This window comes from Chitinophaga sp. CF118 (assembly GCF_900112615.1).
GTDB lineage: Bacteria > Bacteroidota > Bacteroidia > Chitinophagales > Chitinophagaceae > Chitinophaga.
Map to the genome: position 1 here is coordinate 903,665 of NZ_FOMK01000002.1, position 23,285 is coordinate 926,949.

Annotated in this window: 17 protein-coding genes and 1 tRNA gene; 10 read left to right on the plus strand and 8 right to left on the minus strand. The window is 39.8% G+C overall.

Features of this window, described 5'->3' with window-relative positions:
* The first annotated feature begins 254 nt into the window (after positions 1–254).
* Entirely contained in the window at positions 255–1,781 is a 1,527-nt protein-coding gene (locus BM176_RS11815) for a serine hydrolase domain-containing protein (RefSeq protein WP_090103092.1), read from the plus strand.
* Here BM176_RS11815 and ppsA read toward each other — a convergent pair.
* Positions 1,776–4,385, minus strand: coding sequence for a phosphoenolpyruvate synthase (gene ppsA / locus BM176_RS11820; RefSeq protein WP_090103094.1), 2,610 nt, complete (start codon positions 4,383–4,385; stop codon positions 1,776–1,778). The genes BM176_RS11815 and ppsA overlap by 6 nt on opposite strands.
* 301 nt (positions 4,386–4,686) lie before the next feature.
* Positions 4,687–5,631 (minus strand): methylenetetrahydrofolate reductase, encoded by a 945-nt coding sequence (locus tag BM176_RS11830; RefSeq protein ID WP_090103098.1) that lies wholly within the window; start codon positions 5,629–5,631, stop codon positions 4,687–4,689.
* A gap of 341 nt (positions 5,632–5,972) precedes the next feature.
* On the opposite strand from BM176_RS11830, the gene BM176_RS11835 reads away from it, so the two are divergent.
* Positions 5,973–6,377 (plus strand): DoxX family protein, encoded by a 405-nt coding sequence (locus BM176_RS11835; RefSeq protein WP_090103099.1) that lies wholly within the window; start codon positions 5,973–5,975, stop codon positions 6,375–6,377.
* Positions 6,378–6,588: 211 nt separating this feature from the next.
* Here the strand turns inward: BM176_RS11835 and BM176_RS11840 are convergent, their stop codons facing one another.
* Entirely contained in the window at positions 6,589–9,006 is a 2,418-nt protein-coding gene (locus tag BM176_RS11840; protein WP_090103100.1) for a TonB-dependent receptor, read from the minus strand.
* Positions 9,007–9,627: 621 nt separating this feature from the next.
* Here BM176_RS11840 and BM176_RS11845 point away from each other — a divergent pair.
* The 4 genes from BM176_RS11845 (at position 9,628) to BM176_RS11860 (ending at position 14,621) form a co-directional block, all read left to right on the plus strand.
* Entirely contained in the window at positions 9,628–10,500 is an 873-nt protein-coding gene (locus BM176_RS11845; protein ID WP_177230374.1) for a DUF2911 domain-containing protein, read from the plus strand.
* A 186-nt stretch (positions 10,501–10,686) separates the two neighbouring features.
* Positions 10,687–11,271 (plus strand): TMEM175 family protein, encoded by a 585-nt coding sequence (locus BM176_RS11850; protein WP_255373495.1) that lies wholly within the window; start codon positions 10,687–10,689, stop codon positions 11,269–11,271.
* An 810-nt stretch (positions 11,272–12,081) separates the two neighbouring features.
* Positions 12,082–14,229 carry a PAS domain-containing protein gene (locus BM176_RS11855; protein ID WP_090103112.1) on the plus strand — a complete coding sequence of 716 codons (2,148 nt, stop codon included), beginning with the start codon at positions 12,082–12,084 and terminating at the stop codon, positions 14,227–14,229.
* Positions 14,226–14,621 carry a response regulator gene (locus BM176_RS11860; protein WP_090103114.1) on the plus strand — a complete coding sequence of 132 codons (396 nt, stop codon included), beginning with the start codon at positions 14,226–14,228 and terminating at the stop codon, positions 14,619–14,621. The genes BM176_RS11855 and BM176_RS11860 overlap by 4 nt, the downstream gene beginning before the upstream one ends.
* A gap of 297 nt (positions 14,622–14,918) precedes the next feature.
* On the opposite strand, the gene BM176_RS11865 is transcribed toward BM176_RS11860, so the two are convergent.
* From BM176_RS11865 to BM176_RS11875, 3 genes are all read right to left on the minus strand, one after another.
* The gene (locus BM176_RS11865) at positions 14,919–15,566 is read right to left on the minus strand and encodes a zeta toxin family protein (RefSeq protein ID WP_090103115.1); all 648 of its coding nucleotides are present in this window, start codon (positions 15,564–15,566) and stop codon (positions 14,919–14,921) included.
* A complete protein-coding gene (locus BM176_RS11870; RefSeq protein ID WP_090103117.1) occupies positions 15,566–15,823 on the minus strand; it encodes a hypothetical protein in 258 nt (85 codons plus the stop codon). The genes BM176_RS11865 and BM176_RS11870 overlap by 1 nt, the downstream gene beginning before the upstream one ends.
* 134 nt (positions 15,824–15,957) lie before the next feature.
* A tRNA-His gene (locus BM176_RS11875) sits at positions 15,958–16,031 on the minus strand.
* Positions 16,032–16,121: 90 nt separating this feature from the next.
* On the opposite strand from BM176_RS11875, the gene BM176_RS11880 reads away from it, so the two are divergent.
* Entirely contained in the window at positions 16,122–16,679 is a 558-nt protein-coding gene (locus BM176_RS11880) for a DUF445 domain-containing protein (protein WP_090103118.1), read from the plus strand.
* Between the two features lie 63 nt (positions 16,680–16,742).
* A complete protein-coding gene (locus tag BM176_RS11885) occupies positions 16,743–19,178 on the plus strand; it encodes a TonB-dependent receptor (protein WP_090103121.1) in 2,436 nt (811 codons plus the stop codon).
* Here BM176_RS11885 and BM176_RS11890 read toward each other — a convergent pair.
* Complete coding sequence (locus BM176_RS11890) at positions 19,173–19,829, minus strand: protein-L-isoaspartate(D-aspartate) O-methyltransferase (RefSeq protein ID WP_090103123.1); 657 nt, start codon at positions 19,827–19,829, stop codon at positions 19,173–19,175. The genes BM176_RS11885 and BM176_RS11890 overlap by 6 nt on opposite strands.
* A gap of 174 nt (positions 19,830–20,003) precedes the next feature.
* Between BM176_RS11890 and BM176_RS11895 the strand changes: the two genes are divergently transcribed.
* Both BM176_RS11895 and BM176_RS11900 read left to right on the plus strand, forming a co-directional pair.
* Positions 20,004–21,728 (plus strand): phospho-sugar mutase, encoded by a 1,725-nt coding sequence (locus BM176_RS11895; RefSeq protein ID WP_090103125.1) that lies wholly within the window; start codon positions 20,004–20,006, stop codon positions 21,726–21,728.
* Between the two features lie 76 nt (positions 21,729–21,804).
* Positions 21,805–22,755 carry a DUF2279 domain-containing protein gene (locus tag BM176_RS11900; protein ID WP_090103127.1) on the plus strand — a complete coding sequence of 317 codons (951 nt, stop codon included), beginning with the start codon at positions 21,805–21,807 and terminating at the stop codon, positions 22,753–22,755.
* Here the strand turns inward: BM176_RS11900 and BM176_RS11905 are convergent.
* A complete protein-coding gene (locus BM176_RS11905; RefSeq protein WP_090103129.1) occupies positions 22,752–23,249 on the minus strand; it encodes a phosphoribosyltransferase family protein in 498 nt (165 codons plus the stop codon). The two genes, BM176_RS11900 and BM176_RS11905, sit on opposite strands and share 4 nt — an antisense overlap.
* Between the last annotated feature and the right edge of the window lie 36 nt (positions 23,250–23,285).

Below are 23,285 nucleotides of genomic sequence, written 5' to 3' on the forward strand. Positions count from 1 at the left end.
GTGTTTTGTCCATTTTAATTACCCTGTTACACCATAATTCAGGATATACATCTTTGTTGTTTACTCTCGTAATACTGCAGTAAGAAAATGAGATCAGTTAATAATCCTGAGTTACAAAACTGTTCGTATCTGAACACACCTGTATCAAAACTGCACACCAGGAATCATTAAAATGGCAATAAATTATTAACTACCAATACATTAAAAATTGGCAACGTATTGGATTGCCTTTTGAATACCGATTAAATATTAATATGAAAAAGATCAGGTGTATAATACTTTCCCTAAGCACATTGATGATGTTCAAGCTAAATTTATCTGCTCAAACTACCACACAAAGACTTGACAGCCTTTTCTCAGCGTTGGATCACGATCATGCTTTCAACGGAAATGTACTTATAGCCGAAAATGGGAAAATCGTATACAAACGTTCTATGGGGTTTGCCAATTTTGAGCAACAAAAACTGAATAATGATTCATCCTGTTTTCAGATTGGCTCAGTCTCCAAAACATTTACTGCTGTCGCTGTTCTTCAGCTTCAGGAAAAAGGGAAACTAAAACTGGAGGACACTTTTGTTAAATATTTTCCCGGTTTCCCTTATCCTGCCGTTACTATTTACCAGTTACTGACTCATACCTCCGGTATCCCGGATAAGGAAGAGTTGTTCTTTCCCATCATCGAAAAGCAACCGGACACTATTTTTAGCAATCAGGACATTATCCCAGCCATAAAAGCCTTAAAAAAGCCCGGTGCCTTTACTGCAGGTACTCAATGGCGCTACTGTAATATGGGTTATGCGCTATTAGCCTTACTGGTTGAAAAAGTAAGTAAAGAATCCTTTCATGATTATCTGAAACAACATATTTTTTTACCGGCAAAAATGGAACACACCTATTTACTTCATCCGCAGATACCTTCCACAAACCAGGTCACCGGGTATTTGGTCCGCGCTCACTATCTTGGCGATCTTGAGACTATAAACAACAGTAAAAAGGTACACCATTGGAGCTATAATATGCGCGGGTTTGAAGGACCTACCAATATTGTCAGTACTACCGGAGATCTATTCAATTATGACAAGGCTTTGCAGAATAACATGTTATTAAAGCCTGCGACTATTTCAAAAATGCTCACACCATCACACTTGTTAAACGAATTACCGACCCAGGCTGATGGTGAGTTTGGACGCGCTTCCTATGGTATCGGCTGGTTCCTTCTGAATGATTCGAGTGCCGGAAAAATTGTAATGCATACGGGAAGAGAACCTGGATTTTTCAGCTTCTATTTACGCGATCTTACCCATCATAGAACCATAATCCTTATCGATAATGCCGAGAGTAGCGGTTTTGGAAAAGCCTGTAAGGAAAGCTTTAATATTTTGAGCCAAACCAACTATTTTCCTGAAATCAGATATAAACAATCTCTTTTTCTCCTTTATGCTAAAACCTTATATACAAAAGGCGCTGATCCTGCCATCACACGTTTTAACCTGTTAAAGTCAGACACTGCTCATTATTTTACGGATGAACGGGAACTCAACGAATTAGGTTTGGAATTGCTGAGTGACAACCATACCGAAGCAGCATTAGAAGCTTTAAAACTATGTACTATCCTGTATCCGGAAAGTTGGAATACTTATGACAGTTATGGCAAGGCCCTTTTACAAAACGGTAAAAAGGAGGAAGCTATCCTGATGTATCAAAAGTCAATTGAAATGAATTCTAATAACGAGCCGGCAAAAAAAATATTAGAAAGAATAATGCATAATCTCAATTTATAGTATTTCCAGATACCCGTCCGTTCCATTCACGCGAATTCGTTGTCCGTCTTTTATCAATTTAGTGGCATTCTCCACTCCTACAACTGCTGGTAAGCCATATTCACGCGCGATGACTGCTCCATGGGTCATCAGTCCGCCAACTTCGGTAACCAGCCCCTTTATGGATACAAACAATGGTGTCCAGCTGGGATCAGTAAAGGAGGTGACTAATATATCTCCCTCTTCCAGATCTGCTTCTTCCATGTTTAAAATAACGCGTGCCCGTCCCTCTGCAACTCCGGAAGAAACAGGCAGACCTATAATAGCTTCGGTCGGGAGATTTCCCCGTTTGTATTCACCAGCAATGATTTCACCATCAGACGTGATAACACGCGGGGGAGTTAGTTTTTCATATAATTTGTATTCGTCTTTTCGTTTGCTGATGATCTCATAATCCAGTTTATTTGTGCGTACGACTTCATGAAGTTCTTCAAAAGTGAGATAGTATATATCCTCGTTTTCATGAATAACGTTGGCTTGTACGAGTTGTTCAGCTTCTTTCAGTAAAGCCTGCTTATAAAAGAAGTAGCGACTGATGATGCTGTATTTGGGATATTCGCGATAACCGGCGAAATTGCGGATCAGGTTGATCATTCGTTTTGTTTCTCTGGTTTTTTGTTCACCATCTGGCAATTGCTTCAACCGATCCAATAATGCTTGTTCTTGTTTCAAAGCCTCCTGTAGTCCCTGCTCAAATTTCCGATTGCTGGCATTCGGCTCAAAGTTTTTGATATTACTAAGAATCAGAGGAACCAGGATAGTTGGTTTTTCGCTCCAACGGGTTTTAGTAATATCGATTTCTCCGGCACATCGCATTCCGTATTTGTTGAGAAAAGCATCAATAGCGTCCCGGGTTTCCCGGCCACCATCAAATTGAACCAGTTCATTCAAAAAGTTATCATCTTTTACCTGTTGCAAATATTCAATTACTTCCGGATAAGGACGAATCACATCTGCAACATCTAATAGCTCCAGTCCCATTTCCGAAGTAATATTGTTTGGTGCAGATTGAGAAAGCACGTCTGCGGCATTTTTCTCACCTAACCATTCGTACATTTTTTCATTGACCCATGAGGAGGCATTCATACCAGTCATAATCACACCAAAACTTTGTGGGTTAGATAAGATCTTCTTTAACTGCCGGATATCTTCCAGGATAAAATCCAACAGATCCGATCCTGATTTCGTCTGGATGTTATATTTTAACGCTTCTATCGATGTCTGACTACTTTTGATCAAATCAGAAACGATTGCCGGATCGTATTCGTTTAGTGTTTGATAATTCCGAAGCGACACACTTTTATTGCTTTTACCGGGACCTGGTTCTTCTTTATTATCCGGTATAAAATCTCCCCGCTCTATGATGGTTGTAAGTGCGTCTTTTATGAGCGGATCGGATTTTCCCAGTGTGACATTTACTACAGTTTCTCTACCGGCAGGTGAAGCCAGCAGAGGTGTAATATCAACAAACAACCTTCCACCAGCTTTATGCATGGATGCTGAGGTTACTAACAGGAAAAAAGACAATCCCAATGGTTTCATGGCATCGGTCATCATTTGCTGATGACCAACAGATACATAGACGTGATTTTCCTGATCATTCGCTTCAGGGATCGGGTATAATGTAGTGATAGGCCTACTCTGGACAATATAAAATGTGTCATCAACCAAACACCATTCGATGTCCTGGGGACTGCCGAAATGTTCTTCGATCTTTCTGGCCATACGCTCAAGCTGTAAAATCTGCTCATCCGTCAGCACTTGCATATTCTGCCTCTCCGGCTCAATCTTCTCTTCTTTTGTACCGCCATCTTTTAAAGCATAAATAGCCAACTTCTTGGTGGATATCTTCTTATCTATCACCCTGCCATTACAGACTTTATAAAGATCCGCATTTACCAGACCGGAGACCATGGCCTCACCAAGTCCGAAGCTGGCATCAATGGATAACACTTTCCTGTTGGAAGTGATAGGATCGGCCGTAAACAAAATTCCTGCCGCCTGCGGGAAGACCATCTTCTGAACAACCACAGACAGGAGAACTTTACGGTGGTCAAAGCCATTCTGCAGGCGGTAAAAGACGGCCCTTTCGGTAAACAGCGATGCCCAGCACCTGCTGATATGCTTTAAGACTTCCGTTTTCCCGATAATGTTCAAATACGTGTCCTGCTGGCCTGCAAAGGACGCCGTCGGCAGATCTTCCGCCGTAGCACTGGACCGTACAGCAAAGGCATCTTTTTCACCAAACTTTGCGAGATACCCCATAATCTCTGCTGCTATATCCTTAGAGATGGGTATTCTTTCAATGACCATACGGATTTTTGCACTTATCTCCCTGATATTTCCCCTCTCTTCCAGCTTAAGACGCGTTAATTCATCCAACAAACTGTTAAGCTCCTGATTACTTCCGGTTACTTTTTTATATGCTTCGGTGGTAACGCAAAAACCCTCTGGCACTTGTATATCCTTGATTCCGGACAGTTCGCCCAGATTAGCGCCCTTCCCTCCTACTGCCATAAACTTTGATATGTCGATCTCCTGAAAACAAATTACATATGTGTTCATTCTTTTTCTTTTTATCGATACAAAATTTCGCGAAGAAATGCGAAGCATTCAGGGTACAAAAATTCCCGCTATCATATTGATGGCTTTTTTAGAGATGTACAAAGCCAAAAATACAAGGTATGACGTATCAAAACACCGTTTTTCAACTATATTTTTTTTGCACAATAATGATGGAAGCAGGGACGTTTTCCATACAACCAGAGGGCTTGAGGGGCAATAAGAACTACATCATCAAATTGTTGGCGGTTTGATGTAAACACTTTAACGTCCTGGATATAACACTTATTATTACTGAAGAATTCTACAATAGTTGTTTACCTGGTTTTAACAGATTTAAAATATTATTTAATATTTCTTGCGCAGCATTTATCTCCTCTTTCTTGATTGAAATACTTTCTACGTTAAACCCTACAGGTATATTTTTTTTATTTGCGTAGTTAAGAATTTCGATTGCTATGTTAGTTGAGGTATTTATTGAAGCTTCAAGGATATCTTTGGAATGCTTCAAATCGTTATAAAGCCATCCAGGTACCTCAATCCCTAGCCACTCCATAAACTGGAGTGTTTTAAGGGAGCCGCAAGGGGCTAACGTAAAAATAATTGGTGCAATATTACACTCCCGTTCTAAAGAATTGTAAAAATAATCTGATAATAGGTTTTTTGTGTCATTTATATTATAAACACACTGGGAAACAAAGAAACTACACCCGTATTCTATTTTGTTAAAAATTCTAAGATGCTCATCCTTTTTTTTACTATGCCGCTCAGGTATTGTAATGCCTCCAAGTAATGTATTGGGGGAATATTTTTTCTTTAAGTTATAAGCATCTGATAAGGAAAAATTTGTGGCTTCAATCTGTTGATGTGAAGAAGCTCCAACAAAAACAGTATACTCTAAATCTTCATTTTGCTTTAGCCAATTCTCAAACTCCTCTCTTGTTTGATTTGCAATACTTTTGTATATGATCTTGGGAATAGATAATTCAGAAATAAAATTTCTCCCATAAAGTTCCGGTGTAATAGTAGGAATGAATGAAAAAGTTCTTTCCTTTTCTGTTCTTAAAGTTTCATCCTGAATATCGTATAAGATCAATGCATCAATATTGAGATTTTTGAGTCGCTCAATTTGATTATTGGCTATCGTTAGAACCTTTGCCTCTTCAGTTGTAATTTTTGGAGGTGTTAAACTATAAAAAACCAGTCCTGCGTTTCCTTCTAAAATTTTACTCCTAAGACTACTATTCATTCTTCTACTTTTATGATACTCAGTTTTATTTTCTTAATATTTGTAAAATTATAGTTTTTTAACCTAATTATAGACAAATATTCTTAATTTCCATTCTATTTCAGCTTATACATCAGAATATTCTCCGGCGTATCAATAGGAATTATAGATAAGTCTACAGATAGGACATCGTTTAGTATCGCAACTACGCTATTTTTCAGGGAGAGTATATCAACGTTAACCTCAGGATTGTCCAATTGCCCCCTTAACCTGTCCACTTCACGAAATCCATCCTATGCAACCGGGTAAGTTCAACGCAACTTTGTGTCATCACAATCACAAAACACAAAAAACTAAATGTTATGAACTCACAGACTTCAAAAGCAATTTACTGGACAGGCGCAATATTAATTTCCTTATGGTTTGGCGCTAGTGGATTTTTCGAGCTCACCACCAATCCTATCGTATGGGGTATTACACAACAACTCGGTTATCCTGCTCATTTTATATATATCCTGGGTATTTTCAAACTCTCCGGTATTGCCGTATTACTCATCCCGAACAAACTACTTCGTTTAAAAGAATGGGTATTTGCAGGGATCTTCTTCGACATCTTGTTTGCATTCTTCTCTAAGATCGCAGTGCTGGGATTTGCAGCCACCATTGATGCCATCATTGCATTTACCATTATCACGGTAACGTACGTAATGTTCAGGAAATTATATCCTGCTACTTATGTACCTGTCAGTGCAGGAGAAAACAGATAAAACCGTTTACGTGTAGAATGCATAGTAACGACCTGTTAATATGATAGCCATGAAGACTTTACCTTCCTCTGTCGGACAATCTCCTGAAAACGAAAAAGGGACAAATCATACTTGTGATGATTTGTCCCTTTCGAGCGGGCCGGATGGAACAATATTCGAACCGAATCATAAATGATCTTAATGTAATTCAGCTCCTAATGAAGAATTAACCTCAGAAGCGGTAAGCTACAGTCATACGGAAGTTGCGACGGGCTTCCACGATGTAGCTATAGTAACCTGCAGAGAAAGATGCAGCTGTCAGCAGTTTACGGTTATCTGCCAGGTTATTCACCAGGAAAGAGATATTGTATTTGCCTTTTGAATAGTTCAGACCAGCATCAGTACGGAAGTAGTTAGGCATGTTAAAGGTTCTGGTAGTACCGTATGTGCGATCTGCCAGCCACTGCATACCTGCTGAAGCGCCGAAACCAGTCAGCGGACCTTTACCTATGCGGTATGATAACCATGCGTTGGTAACGTGTGCAGCAGTATTGGGTGTCAGGTTACCTACAGTAGTATTTGCTTCTGTTTTGTTAGACGCATCTCTGGCCACTTTAGAGTACGTGTATGCGTAGTTAACGTTCACATTCAGACCAGGTAGGATCTCACCACTGATGTCAGCTTCGATACCTTTACTTTCAGTTTGTCCCAGTGCTTCCACTACGTCTGCACCACGGCTGTCTTTGATACCCAGGCTCACTTTTGCGTTCTCACGCAGGATGCGATAAGCAGTCAATGATGATACCCAGCGGCCACCGAACCATTCTTTTTTGATACCAGCTTCGATGTCATTACCTTTTACAGGTTGGAATGCCTGCAGGTTAGAATCCAGTCCGGTCTGAGGAACGAATGACTGATCATACAAAGCATAAACGGAAGTAGACTTATTGATAGAGTAGCTCAGACCAATTCTTGGTGTTACAGTATTGTTCACCAGGCTGGCAGCTTTTGTCTGACCAACAGTTTCAGAATGAGTGAAACGTACGGCCATTGTCAGTCGCAGTCTGTCATTGAAGAATGCCAGTTCATCCTGTGCATATGCGGAAGTATAGTTCACTGAAGAGATATAGGCACTTGCACCAGCTCGTGTTCTGACGCTCCTGGAACGGTCGATAGTTGGAATGGAGTCAAAAGGAATACCGTAAACTGGATTGTACACATTGAATTTCTGACCACCTCTCAGTCCCAGGCTTTGATCCAATGTTCGGAAGTCACCCCAGAATTTCTTGTTACCCATATCAATACCTGCGAGAATTCTGTGACGAACATTACCAGTGTATTCTTCACCTGACAGGGATACCTGTCCAAATTTGTTTTCACCCGCTTCATCGCCAATACTGAAGTAACGGTCCATATCGCCGCTTTGGGTTACGCTGTTAGCCCATACGCTGTTAGCTACCATGCTAAAGTTGAAGTAAGCAACCTGCGCATGCGCATCCCATCTGTCATTCAGTTTGTGATCCAGGTATACATATACGCTGTGATCTTTCAGACGACCTGGTTCCAGGGAAGGGTCACCATAGAAGAAATCATTGGAGATATCTTCGTCTGCCAGTTTCTTAGCGGAGAACTGGTAGTTACCGTTACCCAGGTATCTGGAACCCTGGAAAGTATATTCCAGTGTAATGGAAGTTTTATCATCTACCAGGTATTTCAACACCGGAGCAATCATATAACGGTTGCTATAGTTGTATTTGGTGTAGAAGTCTTTCTGCTGACCAGCCATGTTCAGTCTATACAGCAGTTTACCGTCTTTGCTCAGTTTACCGTCAAAGTCCAATGCTGCGCGATAAGTGCTGAAGCTACCCATGCTCAGATTTACTGAACCCTGTGTAACACCGGTAGGTTTTTTGGTTACTACGTTGTAAAAGCCACCTGGCTCACCTGCAGAAAGCATGAAACCTGCCGGGCCTTTTACGAATTCAATACGATCGATCATTGCAGCGTCTTCTGCGGTTGGCCCCCAGCTGGCTTCAATGTTCATACCATTACGGAAAGCAGGGATTTTAGAACCTCTCATACGGATCTGAGCGTATTGGTTATCCCAGTGACCTACGCGGGTAGCACCACTCACGTTACGGGTGATACCGTCCACGATGTCGAAAGTCTGCTGATCAGCGATCAGTGAAGAAGAAATCACCTGGATATTCTGTGGAATGTCCAGCAGACGGGTTTTCAGACGCAGCGTACTGGATACACCGTCTGTTTTATACTTATTTCTGTTGCTGCTAACAATGATTTCCTGCAGTTGCTGGTTGGTTGCTTCCAGCTGTATACTTACATTCAATATCTGATCGTCAGTCAAGTCTACTTCTTTCGTAACACTCTGATATCCCATTAATATCACCTGCAGGGTATAATGGCCTGCATGCAGTCTTTTGAAAACGAATTCCCCATTTTCATTCGTCATTGTTCCTTTGTTCTTTTCTTTGATTTGTACAGCTACATAGGCTACAGGAGTTCCCTCGCCTGTAAGTACTTTACCTTTGATTGCAGAAAGTGGCTCATCGTTGGAAAAAGCTGGCATAGCCATGAACATAGCACACAGGACACATAACAGTCCAGAAAGTCGGTTAAATTTGAAATGCATATAAGTTGATTAGCTGATGAATTGTAAACGCGGCGCAAACCTACGAACAAGTGTTCCGGGGTTGTTTATCGAATTAGGAAAACAGTTTACGCATTACGGAAAAAATGCCGTTCCATAATTAATTATGTGTAAAAATAGCAGACTGTTTACGTAGCACCTGACGCGTGAGGGCGCTATTTATTTTGCCCGGTTCCCGGATAATAGCCAGTAATTTCGAAGAGGTACTAAAAAAAGAACAATTACAAAAACTAATCTTCCTGAAGGAATAGGGGGAAAAGGGAATTTTAGAACCCTTAAAATGAATCTGGGTTTTTCAGCTAATTGCCCACCAATTGGGCAATTTCGCTTATAATAGAAAAGGGACTTACTATTGCTTTAATGTTTACAAAAATTTTACATTCCAATTTACAATTTTTTACAATTAGTTTCTGGGTTTAAAAATCAGGTAGATTAGGTTTGTTTTATTAAAATTATTTTAAGCATTAACTTATGATCAGAAAATTATTTTCGTCCAGCCTCTACCTTGATAGATGGCTCATTATTCTCAGGGCGATTCTAGGGGAAAATAAAATATTATGGGCAAGGTGCTGTCCGAGACTGTGGTCTCGAAAAAGACTAAAAATGAGGACACTTTTAATTATATTTTTCCTAACTGTGACATTTGTTTCTTTTTCGCAAACAATCTTTCCTAGTCTAAGTCCGAAAGGAAGAATTGAGCAAAATATTGGACTAACGAACATTTCAGTAGACTACGAGAGACCAGCAGCTCGGGGACGCAAAGTATTTGGCGAATTAGTTCAGTACGACAAATTGTGGAGAACTGGTGCAGGAAATTGTACAAAGATTGGATTCAGTAAGGCTGTTGTTATCGGCAATAAAAACATAAGCAAAGGGACTTACTCCATCTTTACTATTCCAGGCACCAGCGAATGGACTGTGATATTGAATAAGGACACGACTCTTTACGGAGTAACTTTGTACAACGCGACAAAGGATATAATTCGATTCAAAGTAAAGGCGCACCCGACAAATCGATACTACGAATCACTAACCATAGACATCGACATAGTACCAAACAATGCCATCGTCTACCTTTCGTGGGAGAATACCCAGATTTCATTCCAGGTAAAAACAGAATCAGACAAACTAGTCAATGATTTTATTCAACAATATCTGTTGACAGATAAGTCACGAAATTCAGACGAATACGCGGCAGCGGCAGAGTACTATTACTACCTAAACAAGGATTTAGATCGAGCGGCGGTACTCATTGACAAAGCAATTGCAATGAAAAGCGAATCCTGGTACTACAGACAAAAAGTTGACATTCTGGAAATGCAAAAGAAATATGAAGAGGCGATTGACTGTGCTACTTTGGCTATTTCAATAGATCAAAAGAGAACAAATTGGGACTCCAGGGCAAAGCAACAAAGTGAAACGGAGTATAAGAAACGAATTGAGTTTTTTAAACGTCAAAAAAATAGAAAAGGTTAGAACCAGGCCCCCAATATAGGTTTTATCTCAAGTGAGGGCAGAGACGCATACTTTAGCTGTAAATCTCGGTTTAGATTGCACATTTTTAATAAAGGGCGGTTTCTATACAGAAATGATCCCGAAGTATATCGGCGAAAATGTTAAATTGCGTTAGCGTGGTTATTAGCTAAAAGTAAATTAACAAAAATGGCAATAAACAAAAACAGATTAGAAGCCTTTAGCGATGGCGTTTTGGCAATCATTATTACTATAATGGTATTAGAAATAAAAATACCCCATAATAGTGAATGGTCAGCATTGCAATCACTTATTCCTTTTTTAATAAGTTATTTAATGAGTTTTCTTTTTATCGGAATTTATTGGGGAAATCATCATCATTTAATATACTCACTAAAAACAGTAACGTCAGGTATCATTTGGGCAAATTTAAATTTATTATTCTGGCTGTCTTTAATTCCAATCGCAACAGGTTGGATGGGAGAAAATAATTTTGCATCAAATACAATATTAGTTTACGCCATTCTATTATTAATTTCCGGAATTGCTTTTGTAATTTTACAGAAAGCTGTAGAGAAAAACACTCACGATTTAGCTGCATTTAAAATCGCATTTAAAAACCTTAACAGGAAAGGATTGGTATCAATAGTTGGCTATTCATTAGCGGTAATTTTTGCTTACATCAGTCCATTGGTATCAGGCATATTACTTTTCGTAATGGCAATTATGTGGATAGTCCCAGACAAGAGTATTGAGAAAGCCTTAAAAAGCTAGTAGCACGCAATTAATTAAAACTAGCAGACAGGGTCATAGATAAATTAAAGTACCTTAATTTATCTATGACCCTGTCTGCTAGTAATCCGGTATATCAGGATTCATATTACCTCCCCGTTGGGCAGGGTACCTGCCTTTCTGAACACGGCAGCAGTCTGGTCCTTTTCAGGATCGCTTCACTCCATACATCGCTGATATCATTCCCAAAACCACCGGAAAGCTAACGTTTACAAAGTCCCAAGCCTCAAAACCCCTCCATTTTTATCCTCTTTAGCTGTAATTTCTTTCATATTCCGGAAAAACAAAGTACCTGAAACTCTCTGGCATCATACAATCTAGAGAGATAAAGCATATATAAAGCATATGTAAAGCATATATAAAGCATAAATGAAGCATACTTTAAGAGATATGCTTTATATATGCTTCATTTTGGTTTTCCCTATGAAATTATTCTAAATCTCCTATCTACACCACACTTACAGGCATAAAAAAGGCACCCTTTTACAGATACCCTTTCTCGTTTCAGATAAAATACTTTGAAACCCTAATGCTAAATTATTTCTTCTTGCCTGTAAATCTGACCAGCTACTAGATAAATGAATCCAGCCGGATTCCAACTGTATTTGCCCTCGCAAGTTTATTATAAAATAGCGGTTTCTTGTGTTGAAACGTGTACTTTCCCATATTGCTGAATCAGGTAGTTAACCCTGGCTAATAAATTCCAGAAATGGCGCAATATATGCATACCTTACAGTTCATATTACAGATGAACCCCTCCATTTTTTTATAAATGATCTACCCATAAACAAGATGAGCATAACCATCACAAAACAAGAGCTTGCTTTTCAAGATGAAGAAAAAGAAAAACGAGCCGCAGAGTTAGCTCTTGCGAACAAAGAAATTGCGTTACTCCTTGAAGAAAAAGAAAAGCTGGCGGCAGAATTAATTATTGTTAAAGATGAGCTTGTTTTCCAAAATAAAAAAATTACAGCGAAGTTACAAAAGAGCCTTAAAGAGTCCATTGATTACAAATACGCATTGGAAGAATCTTCCATTGTTGCCATTACAGACCAGAAAGGAATTATTAAGTATGCAAATGATAATTTCTGCAAAATTTCTAAATACGACCGACAGGAATTAATTGGTCAGGATCATCGAATTATCAACTCAGGTTTCCACCCGAAAGAATTTATCCGCGAATTATGGGTAACCATTGCTAATGGAAAAATATGGAAGGGTGAATTAAAAAACAAAGCAAAGGATGGAACCATTTACTGGGTGGATACTACCATTGTTCCTTTTCTGAATGAGCAAGGCAAACCATATCAATATGTTGCAATAAGGGCTGATATTACTGAAAGAAAAAGGGCTGAAGAAAATTTAGTACAAAGTTTGAAAGAAGTTTCTGATTACAAATACGCACTGGAAGAATCTTCCATTGTTGCCATTACTGACCAGAAAGGAATTATTAAGTATGCCAATGATAATTTCTGTAAAATTTCTAAATACGACCGACAGGAATTAATTGGTCAGGATCATCGAATTATCAACTCAGGTTTCCACCCGAAAGAATTTATCCGTGATTTATGGGTAACCATTGCTAATGGAAAAATATGGAAGGGTGAATTAAAAAACAAAGCAAAGGATGGAACCATTTACTGGGTGGATACTACCATTGTTCCTTTTCTGAATGAGCAAGACAAGCCATATCAATATGTTGCAATAAGGGCTGATATTACTGAAAGAAAAAGAGTTGAAGAGAATTTAGTGCAGAGTTTGAAAGAAGTTTCTGATTACAAATACGCACTGGAAGAATCTTCCATTGTTGCCATCACAGACCAGAAAGGAATTATTAAGTATGCCAATGACAATTTCTGTAAAATTTCTAAATACGACCGACAGGAATTAATTGACCAGGATCATCGAATTATCAACTCAGGCTTTCATCCGAAAGAATTTATCCGCGGCCTATGGGTAACCATTGCAAATGGAAAAATCTGGAAAGGTGAATTAAAAAACAAAGCAAAGGATGGAACCATTTACTGGGTGGATACTACCATTGTTCCTTTTCTGAATGAAGAGAACAAACCTTACCAATACATTGCCATAAGAGCAGATATTACCGAACGTAAAAGAGTTGATGAGTTAATCATTGCTAATAAGGAACTTGCTATTCAAAACACAGAGAGGGAAAACCGGGCAGCGGAATTGACCATTATCAACAATGAACTTGCTTTTCAAAGCGAAGAAAAAGAAAAAAAGGCCACAGAATTAATGAATACCAATAAAGTGCTTGAGCAATTTGCCTATGTAGCTTCACATGACCTACAGGAACCGCTTCGCACAGTTTCTAATTACATGAAGGTATTTGAGGAAGATTATTCAGAGCTGTTAGATGAGAATGCTATGAGATATCTTCATTCCATAAACAATGCTACAAAAAGAATGAAAAGTTTGATCAAATCGCTTTTAGACTTTTCACGATTAGGTCGTAATACAAAACTCGTTTATCAGGATTGCAAAAAAATAATTGAAGATGTACTTGCCGATCTTGAGACTATGATAAAATCCTCCAACGCGGTAATTGAAGTGTTAGAAATGCCTAAGTTGAATGTATTTGAAATTGAAATTAGTCAGGTGTTTCAAAATCTTATTACTAATGCGATTAAATTTCAAAAAGAAAACACTCAACCCAAAATTCAAATATCTTCTGAAAAAATAAAAAATGCGTGGAAATTCACAGTAAGTGATAATGGAATAGGAATTGACCCTGCCCATTTCCAAAGGATATTTGACATCTTTCAGCGTTTAGAAACCAAAGAAAAATATGAAGGGAGCGGAATTGGCCTTGCCAATTGCAAAAAAATAGTTCAATTACATCAGGGGGAAATCTGGGTTGAATCAACTCCTGACCAAGGAACCAAATTTCATTTCACCATATCAAATCTAACTTTATGAATAAGAAATTAAACTGCATAATGTTGGTTGATGATAGCTCAGATGACAATTTCTTTCATGAAAGAGAGATCAAAAAATCTGATTTGGCAACTATCGTTATTACTAAAAACTCAGGAAAAACGGCATTAGAATATTTAAAATCAAAGAAAGATCCACGCTCTGACCTGATTTTTTTGGATATCAATATGCCAGGAATGAATGGTTGGGAATTTCTGAATGAATATAATCAGCTTGACAAAGAATTACAGAGCCAGGCAATAATTATTATGCTCACCACTTCTGATAATTCTGACGATCTGGAAAGAGTTAAAATGTGGAAAATTGTCTCGCATTATATAACAAAACCTCTGACTAAAGAAACGATGAAAGATATTATTGATAGATATTTCTAATAATATGGATAAAATATCTGGAAATATCCCCCTGTTATTTTAGTACTGAACCAAATACATTCGAGACCTCAGATATTATAATATTACGAAAGTACTTCCAAATTTCGCCCATTCTGCACGGGCAATGACAGAGACAACACAAGAGCCCAAACACTAGCCTGAAAAATTGGCTGGTTAGTGTTTCGTTTGACAGTTTAATTTATTTAAAAGGTGAAGCCAAGAGACGTATCTCTGGATCTCTTTCATCCATTTGCACCTATATTCTTTAAATCGTTGTGCAGATTTAAGAACTAATTATTAATTTAAGGTTCCACCAAAAGACTTACTCCTTTTACACAAATCCGGCAAATATTTAATAACCCACTCCGGTATTTCCTCGAATGATAGGTTAAACTTCATTTGCCCCTCCTTCCAAATAGCAATCTGGGTAACAAGCTCTTCAGAAGAATCAAGAATAATAAGTTCATCTAACAATTCAAAATACTCATTCAGTTTATACAGATTGCCATAATAATTCTTGTCTACTTCATAAGGAGGAACATTATGCCCACCATTCAAAGCACGCTTAAAAACCCTATCTAGAGATACCTCTACAGATTCCAGCCCCATGAAAATCATACTAACTTTATAACCCCTATCCTTGAAAATTCTGATAAGATTCCAACTATAATCTTCCGTAAAATGCCCTTCATAAACGAAATCTTCATTATTATCCAAGGCAAATTTATACTGCTCTTCAAAAGCCTGATCAACATATTCATCGGCCATACGACCAGCTTCTTTATAGGAGCCTACCTGCTTACGAAATTCTAGTTGTTTGGAAGATTTTAGCTTATCGCCATCAAAAGGAGGATGCTTTTGAATAACAGCATCTGGTAACAAACCTGGACCGGTAGAAGATTTACCCGCCCCATTGGATCCTGCAATAATATACAATGTAGACACTACCTATACTTAGAATTAATTCGATTTCTTATCAAATCAGCCTGTCTAGGTTTTACATCCTCTTCAACTACAAAATCATTTAATTGACGGGAAACAGTAACAACCTTCATCTCACCATCAGGATACTCCATATAATACTTTCCTTTAGGAAGTGTTTTATTGTAAATCATAAAAGGCTCACCTTTCTGTAAAGTTTCTTTACGAAGTTTACTTACAGCCACCTGCGCTTTTTTTTCTATTTCCGTTAGTTGTCTCATGGATTTTAGTATTTTATCCTCTTATCTAAATTAAAATAAAAATTAGATATAACGAAGTAAATAAACCCAACTTCATCAATGCTTTGATTACTAACAAATAAAAAAGACGATTCAATTGAACCGTCTTTTTTTTGGGTGATCGAAGGGTTTCGAACCCTCGACCCTCAGAACCACAATCTGATGCTCTAACCAACTGAGCTACGACCACCGTTTGTTTGGGAGTGCAAAGATAAATAAATTCATTTTCAATTTCCAAATTTTTTCGCATTTCTTTGCTTACTTTTTTAACAGATCTATCATGGGCCTTTATTTTATACCTCTTATCGCAGCTTTTATTGGGTGGTTTACAAACTGGTTAACTATCAAATTGCTATTCCATCCCCGGAAGCCTGTAAACCTGGGATTCTTTAAGTTGCAAGGTATTTTCCCTAAACGACAGCAACAACTGGCCAGTCAGCTCGCACAACAGATAGAAGCACAATTCAGCAATATGAGCGATCCTGAGAACCTCAGGAACATTATCCCGATAGTAGAAACTTATATGGATACTTTCCTACGGGAGAAGCTCCCTGAAGCCATGCCTGTGTTTAAAATGTTCATTGGCGACAGCACTATTCAACAGGTGAAGAAAGTGTTGATGGCTGAACTGGATAATATGCTGCCGGTCATTATCGACCAATACCTGAAAAACAGTACGTTCGACTTTGAGAGAATGATTACTCAAAAACTAGACGCCCATAAGCTGGAAAAACTGCTTAATAAGGAACTCCGCCTGGTACAGCTGGCCGGCGCCGGATTTGGCCTGATTATGGGCTTCCTGGAGCTGCTTATACTCCTTTCCGGCCATTCATCATGAAATAACCACTTATTAGGATATGGAGTAATACTTTTATAGCAGGTCTCAACAATAAAACCCATTATGCGGAATCGTCTGTTACTGGTATCAGCGCTCCTTAGCCTATGCTATGTATCTGTGGCTCAATCAGTTAAACTGGCAGGAAAAACAACGGATGCTAATACCGGCAAACCGGTAGAATACGCTTCCGTGGTATTACTCCACCCTGAAGATTCTTCTGTTATTACCGGGATGTACACCCAACCAGATGGCGGTTTTTCTTTCAATGGCATTAATCCCGGCAACTATCTCCTGCGCATTACCTTTCTGGGATACAACAATTTAATAAAACACGTAAATATTACTGCCGATAAACAATATACATTAAAGCTACAGCCCGCAGGTAAAGTGCTGTCGACTGTAGAAATTAAAGCTGAAAAACCAGCCTTTTCCATGCAGATCGACAGGCAGGTATTTGATGCAGGAGCCATCCTTACTGCAGATGGTGGTACCGGTACCGATGTACTAAAGAATATTCCCAGTGTGGATGTAGATATCGATGATAATATCACTTTAAGGGGTAAAAGTGTGACGATCTACGTAGATGGTAAGCCCTCCCCTTTCGGAGATGCTAAAACAGCCCTGCAAATGATCCCCGCAGAAACGATCGACCGTGTGGAAGTGATCAACAACCCCTCTGCTAAATTCGATGCCAATGGTGGCGGTGGTATTATCAACATCGTTTTAAAGAGAGATAAAGCAATTGGTTATAATGTAATGTTCAATGCGGGCGTTGCTACCAGGGGTCAACTAAACGGCTCTGCTAATGCAAGCTTAAGAATCCGCAAATTCAACTTCTTCGGGAACTATAATGGCAGGTATGAAAGTCAGACCGGCAGCGGATACAGTTACCGTCAAAATCTGATAGCAGATACTTCAGATACATATTTCTTCAGCCAGGATAGTCATAACAAAAACAGCAGTCACTCGAATGGCGGACGATTGGGCCTCGATTATTATTTGGATGATTATAATACATTCACCTTATCCGAAGGACTTGCCAGCAACACTGGCAATAGTGCAGATCAGATCATTCTTGATTACCTTGATCAGAACAAGCTGTCCCTGAAATCAGGACTGCGTAACAATGGAAGCAATTATAATAATCCTAATAATAACACCAGCTTCAACTTCCGGCATACAACAGACCGGCCTAATGAAGAATGGACAGCCTATGTAAGCTATAGTAATAACAAAGGCAACAGTAACAGTCATTACAATACGAAATACAACACAGATACAAACCCTGCACAACAACAAAATAAAAGCATTTCTCAGAACCGCTTCTGGAATATCCAAACGGATTACACTACTCCCGTGGGGAAAAAAGGAAAGTTTGAAGCAGGTGCAAAAGCGACGTTAAGGAATAATAACAACGACTATAACGCACAGGTATATAACTGGGATACACAACTGTTTGAAAAGAGTAATACCCTCTCCAATACCTACTCCTATAAAGAAAATATTTATGGGGGATATCTGAACTTTTCCAACGCAATAGGTAACCTGGGTTACCAGGTGGGTGTAAGGGCAGAACAAGCTATGCTGAATGGCTTCTCCTACACAAAAGATACACCCGTGAAGAACAACTTTTTTAACGTGTTCCCAAGTCTGTTTTTAAAGTATAATCTTCCGCATAATGAAAATCAAAGTCTGATTTTCAATTACTCTACCCGGGTAGACAGGCCAGGCTTCGACCAACTACTACCATATATCAATAATTCTGATCCGCAGAATATCCGTACCGGCAACCCGGACCTGAAGCCTTCACTGACGCATAAGTTTGAAGTGAATTACTCCCGGTATTTCCCGCATACTAAAGATTATCTGAACACCGGTGTATACTACTCCCAGGCAAACGATGATATAGCCCGTATCAGCATACTGGATACTATTACCGGGGTTACTACCACCAAGCCTATGAACCTGGCAACGGATCAGGACTGGGGCGCTAATTTCACATACAATCTCCATATTGTGGCGCGATGGAATATTTCCACCAACCTCAACCTGGAATATAGCAGACTTACAAGTCCTGCCATTACCAATGAAAACTTCAATTACGGGATCACAGTCAACAGCACGGTACGCCTGCCTAAGAAATTAAGTATCCAGATGAACGGACATTACCGTTCCCCCCGGGTACAGCCCCAGGGTACTTTCAAAGCAATGAACGGCGTAGACTTAGGCATACGCAAGGAACTGCTCAAAGACAATAAACTGGCTATCTCTCTGAACATTTCCGACGTCTTAAATACACAAAACTTCAGCACCCATTACGAAACAGAGTCTTTTATTCAAGACTACTCCCGTAAAAGGACTACCCGCTTTATCAGGCTTAATATCCGCTATCGCTTTGGGAAAATGGATCCTAACATGTTCAAAAAGAAGAAGAAACAAGAAGATGTAGAAGAACCCGAAGAAAAGGATAAGGACAAGGATAAAGATAATGCCTTATGAGCTTTTGCCCGCCAGCATGGGAACAAAGGAAAAGTTATCAAATAACTCCTGATCAAACTCTGTATCACTCATTTTAGTAATTCGCAACATACGTTGCACATCCTGTCCGCCAACTGGAATCACCATCTTACCACCTATTTTTAACTGTTGGAGCAGCTTTTCAGGTATCTGTGGCGCTGCAGCTGTAACCAGCACTTTATCAAAGGGGGCATAGGTAGGAAGCCCTTCATAACCATCTCCATAAAAAAACTTGATGGTAGGGTATTTAGCCTTGAACGGAAACTGTTTTACCTGTTCAAACAGCTTTTTCTGTCTTTCAATCGTAAATACATTTACTTTCATTTCAGCCAGTACACATGCCTGGTAAGCGCTACCGGTACCTATTTCGAGCACCTTCTCATAAGGCTTCAGTTCCAGCAGTTGTGACTGATAAGCAACAGTATAGGGTTGAGAAATAGTTTGACCTTCACCTATAGGGAAAGCCCTGTCTTCGTAGGCAATACCTTCAAATGCCGTATCCAGAAAATAATGCCGGGGAATGTTGTTGATAGCCGTTAATACATTTTCATCTGTAATGCCTTTCTGCCGGATACCATCTACTAATTGCCTGCGTAATCCTCTTTGTTTATAAGAATCTTCATACCGCCTCATGGTACAAAATTAACCAATACCTGCAACATTCAATAATGTGTGGAATACTTCTATTTATCAACATCCTGGTTTGATAATTGTATGGTTCTGCACCAGGCTTTTCATTAAATCCATATTTTATCATATTTTACACACTTGTTTCTGAATCAATTGGAAGACAAACACAATCGTTCTATGGATAAGAATATAGAAAACAAGGTATCACAGTGGCTAGACGGCCAGTTTGATGCAGATACCGTAGCTACCGTAAAGAAGTTACAGCAGGAAAACCCCGATGAACTGGCAGATGCCTTTTACCGTAGCCTCGAATTTGGTACCGGTGGGTTAAGAGGTGTAATGGGTGTAGGCACTAACCGTATGAATAAATATACGGTGGGTATGGCTACCCAGGGATTTGCCAATTACCTGAAACAGGCATTTACCGGTGAGGTAAAGCTGGCTATTGCACACGATAGCCGTAATAACAGCCGCTACTTTGCAGAGGTAGCTGCTAATGTGCTGGCTGCCAATGGTATTAAAGTATACCTTTTCGAAAGCCTGCGTCCTACTCCGGAGCTGTCTTACACCATCCGTCACCTGCAGTGCCAGGGTGGTATTGTATTAACAGCCTCCCATAATCCTAAAGAATATAACGGTTATAAGGCCTACTGGAATGATGGAGCTCAGCTGATTCCTCCCCACGATAAAAATGTAATCCGCGAAGTGGAAAAGATTTCCGGGGTAGATGAAGTGAAATGGAGCGGTGGAGAAGCTAACATCATCCCTATCGGCAAAGATATCGATGAAGCATACCTCCAGGTACTGAAAGGCCTGAGCATCCAGCCGGAAGTAATTGCCGCACAGCATGACCTGAAGATCGTATACACACCTATCCACGGTACAGGTATAACCCTGGTGCCCGAGATATTAAAACGCTACGGCTTCACCAATGTACATGTGGTGGAAGAACAGGCTACGCCTGATGGCAATTTCCCTACCGTCGTATATCCTAACCCGGAAGAGTCTGAGGCGATGAGCATAGGCCTAAAAAAGGCAAAAGAACTGGATGCTGCTATCCTCCTGGGTACAGATCCTGATTCCGACCGTGTAGGCATCGCTGTGAAAGATATCAAAGGTGAATGGACACTGCTGAATGGTAATCAGACAGCTGTACTGCTATTCAACTATATCATTGAAGGTCGCAGGAATAAAGGCCTGGCGGGAGATACAGACTATGTATGTAAAACAGTAGTGACCTCAGATCTGATAGATGTATTTGCAGAACGTAACAATGTTAAATGTTACAACGTGCTTACCGGCTTTAAATGGATCGCTGATCTTATCCATCGCAAAGAAGGAAAAGAAAAGTTCATCTGTGGCGGGGAAGAATCTTATGGTTATATGATTGGGGATAGCGTACGTGATAAAGATGCTATTGCTTCCGTAGCCCTGATTTGTGAGATGGCAGCTTTTGCCCGCAGCCAGGGAAGATCTTTGTATGAACAGTTGATTGATATCTACGTAAAATACGGATACTATAAAGAAAGCCTGATTTCAATCACTAAGAAAGGAATGAAAGGTGCAGACGAGATTGCAGATATGATGCGTGGCTACCGCGAAAATCCACCTACTACCATCAATGGCTCTCCTGTAGTAACCATATATGATTACCAGCTTCAACTGGTTAAATCACTGAAAACGGGTGACCAGCAACCTATAGATCTGCCTAAGTCCAATGTATTGCAGTTTGTACTGGAAGATGGCACCAAGATCTCTGCCCGTCCTTCCGGTACCGAACCTAAAATCAAGTTCTATTTCAGTGTGAATCAGCCACTGGAAAATGCAGCAGGTTTTGATGCAGCCAGCAAGGCCCTGGATCAGCGGATCCAACAGATCATACAGGATATGAAATTAAAATAATGATATTATAATACTGACTAATATCCACTTAACTTTGTCCCGGTGTACATAACAGTATACCGGGATATTCATTTACATGATACCCTATCTGACCAAAATATATTTCTTTCTGCTGGCAGCACAATTGTACCTGTTACCCATCCAGGCACAAAGGCAGCCTGTGTTCAATATTCCGGATACAACCGTCCCTTCCAGGATCTGGCTTATGGGCGGTGTTACCGCAAGTTTATATGGCGGTGCATTACTGGCATTGAATGATGCCTGGTACAGACAGTATCCCCGTACGGGTTTTCACTTTTTCAACGATGATGGAGAATGGGCGCAGATGGATAAAATGGGACACATTTACAGTGCCTATATGGAAGGTAAAATGAGCCGGGAGTTATGGCGGTATACCGGACTTCCCAGGAAACAGCAGATCTGGATCGGTGGACTCAGCGGATTTACCTACCAGTCTGTTATAGAAGTGCTGGATGCCTATTCCTCCGAATGGGGATTTTCCTGGGGGGATATGACAGCCAATGCTGCCGGTGCGGCCCTGATGATCAGTCAGGAGCTGGCATGGGACGAGCAGCGGATCCAGCTTAAATTTTCCTCATTCCCGCAACATTACAGGGATCCTGTTATTAAAGCACGTTCGAATGAGCTGTTTGGGAAAAGTTTGCCGGAAAGAACCCTGAAAGACTATAATGCACAAACTTACTGGCTCTCCATAAACCTGCATTCTTTTGCACCTGACAGCCATTTACCCGCCTGGCTCAATATAGCCGTCGGATATGGGGCAGATGGGATGTTTAAGGGAGATAATAATATATGGGTAGATGATAATGGCGTTAAACATAATTATAACGATATTCCCAGGATACGTCAGTTCTATCTGGCACCGGATATCGATTTCACAAAGATCCCTACACGAAGAAAAGGATTAAAAGCACTTTTCGTAGTGCTGAATATGCTTAAATTTCCTGCTCCCACCCTTGAAGTTACATCCCAGGGCAAGCTGAAAGGGCACCTTATTTATTTTTAAATCAGATAAGCAGACTTGATCTCCTCTCCTTCTACATCTACCATTACCATATCCTGCTGCATAGTGGCCAGTGAATAACCCACAAAATCAACAGATAACGGGAAAGACTTGTGTTTACGATCTACCAATACCGCACTCTGAATCTTTTTGGGAAGGAATTCCAGCAAAGGCTTCAATGCATATAACATAGTACGGCCGGAATGTGCCACATCATCTATCAACACAATCACTTTGCCATTGAAATCCAGTTCTTCAGACACTTTTACCTTATCAGGATGCTGTTTATCCAGTTTTAATTCTATCAGCTTGATCTTTAAAGGAGAGATCTGGGTCAGGATCCGGGCTATCTTCTGGGCCAGGATAGATCCTCTGTCCCATATACCTGCCAGGATGATTTCCTGTTCATCACTGTTATGTTCATATATTTCGTAAGCAATACGCTCTATCTTCTTCTCTATCACATCCTGAGTAAGGATCACATTCTTTGTTTCCATATTGGTTATTTGAAAAGGTAAAAGTATGAAAAAAGA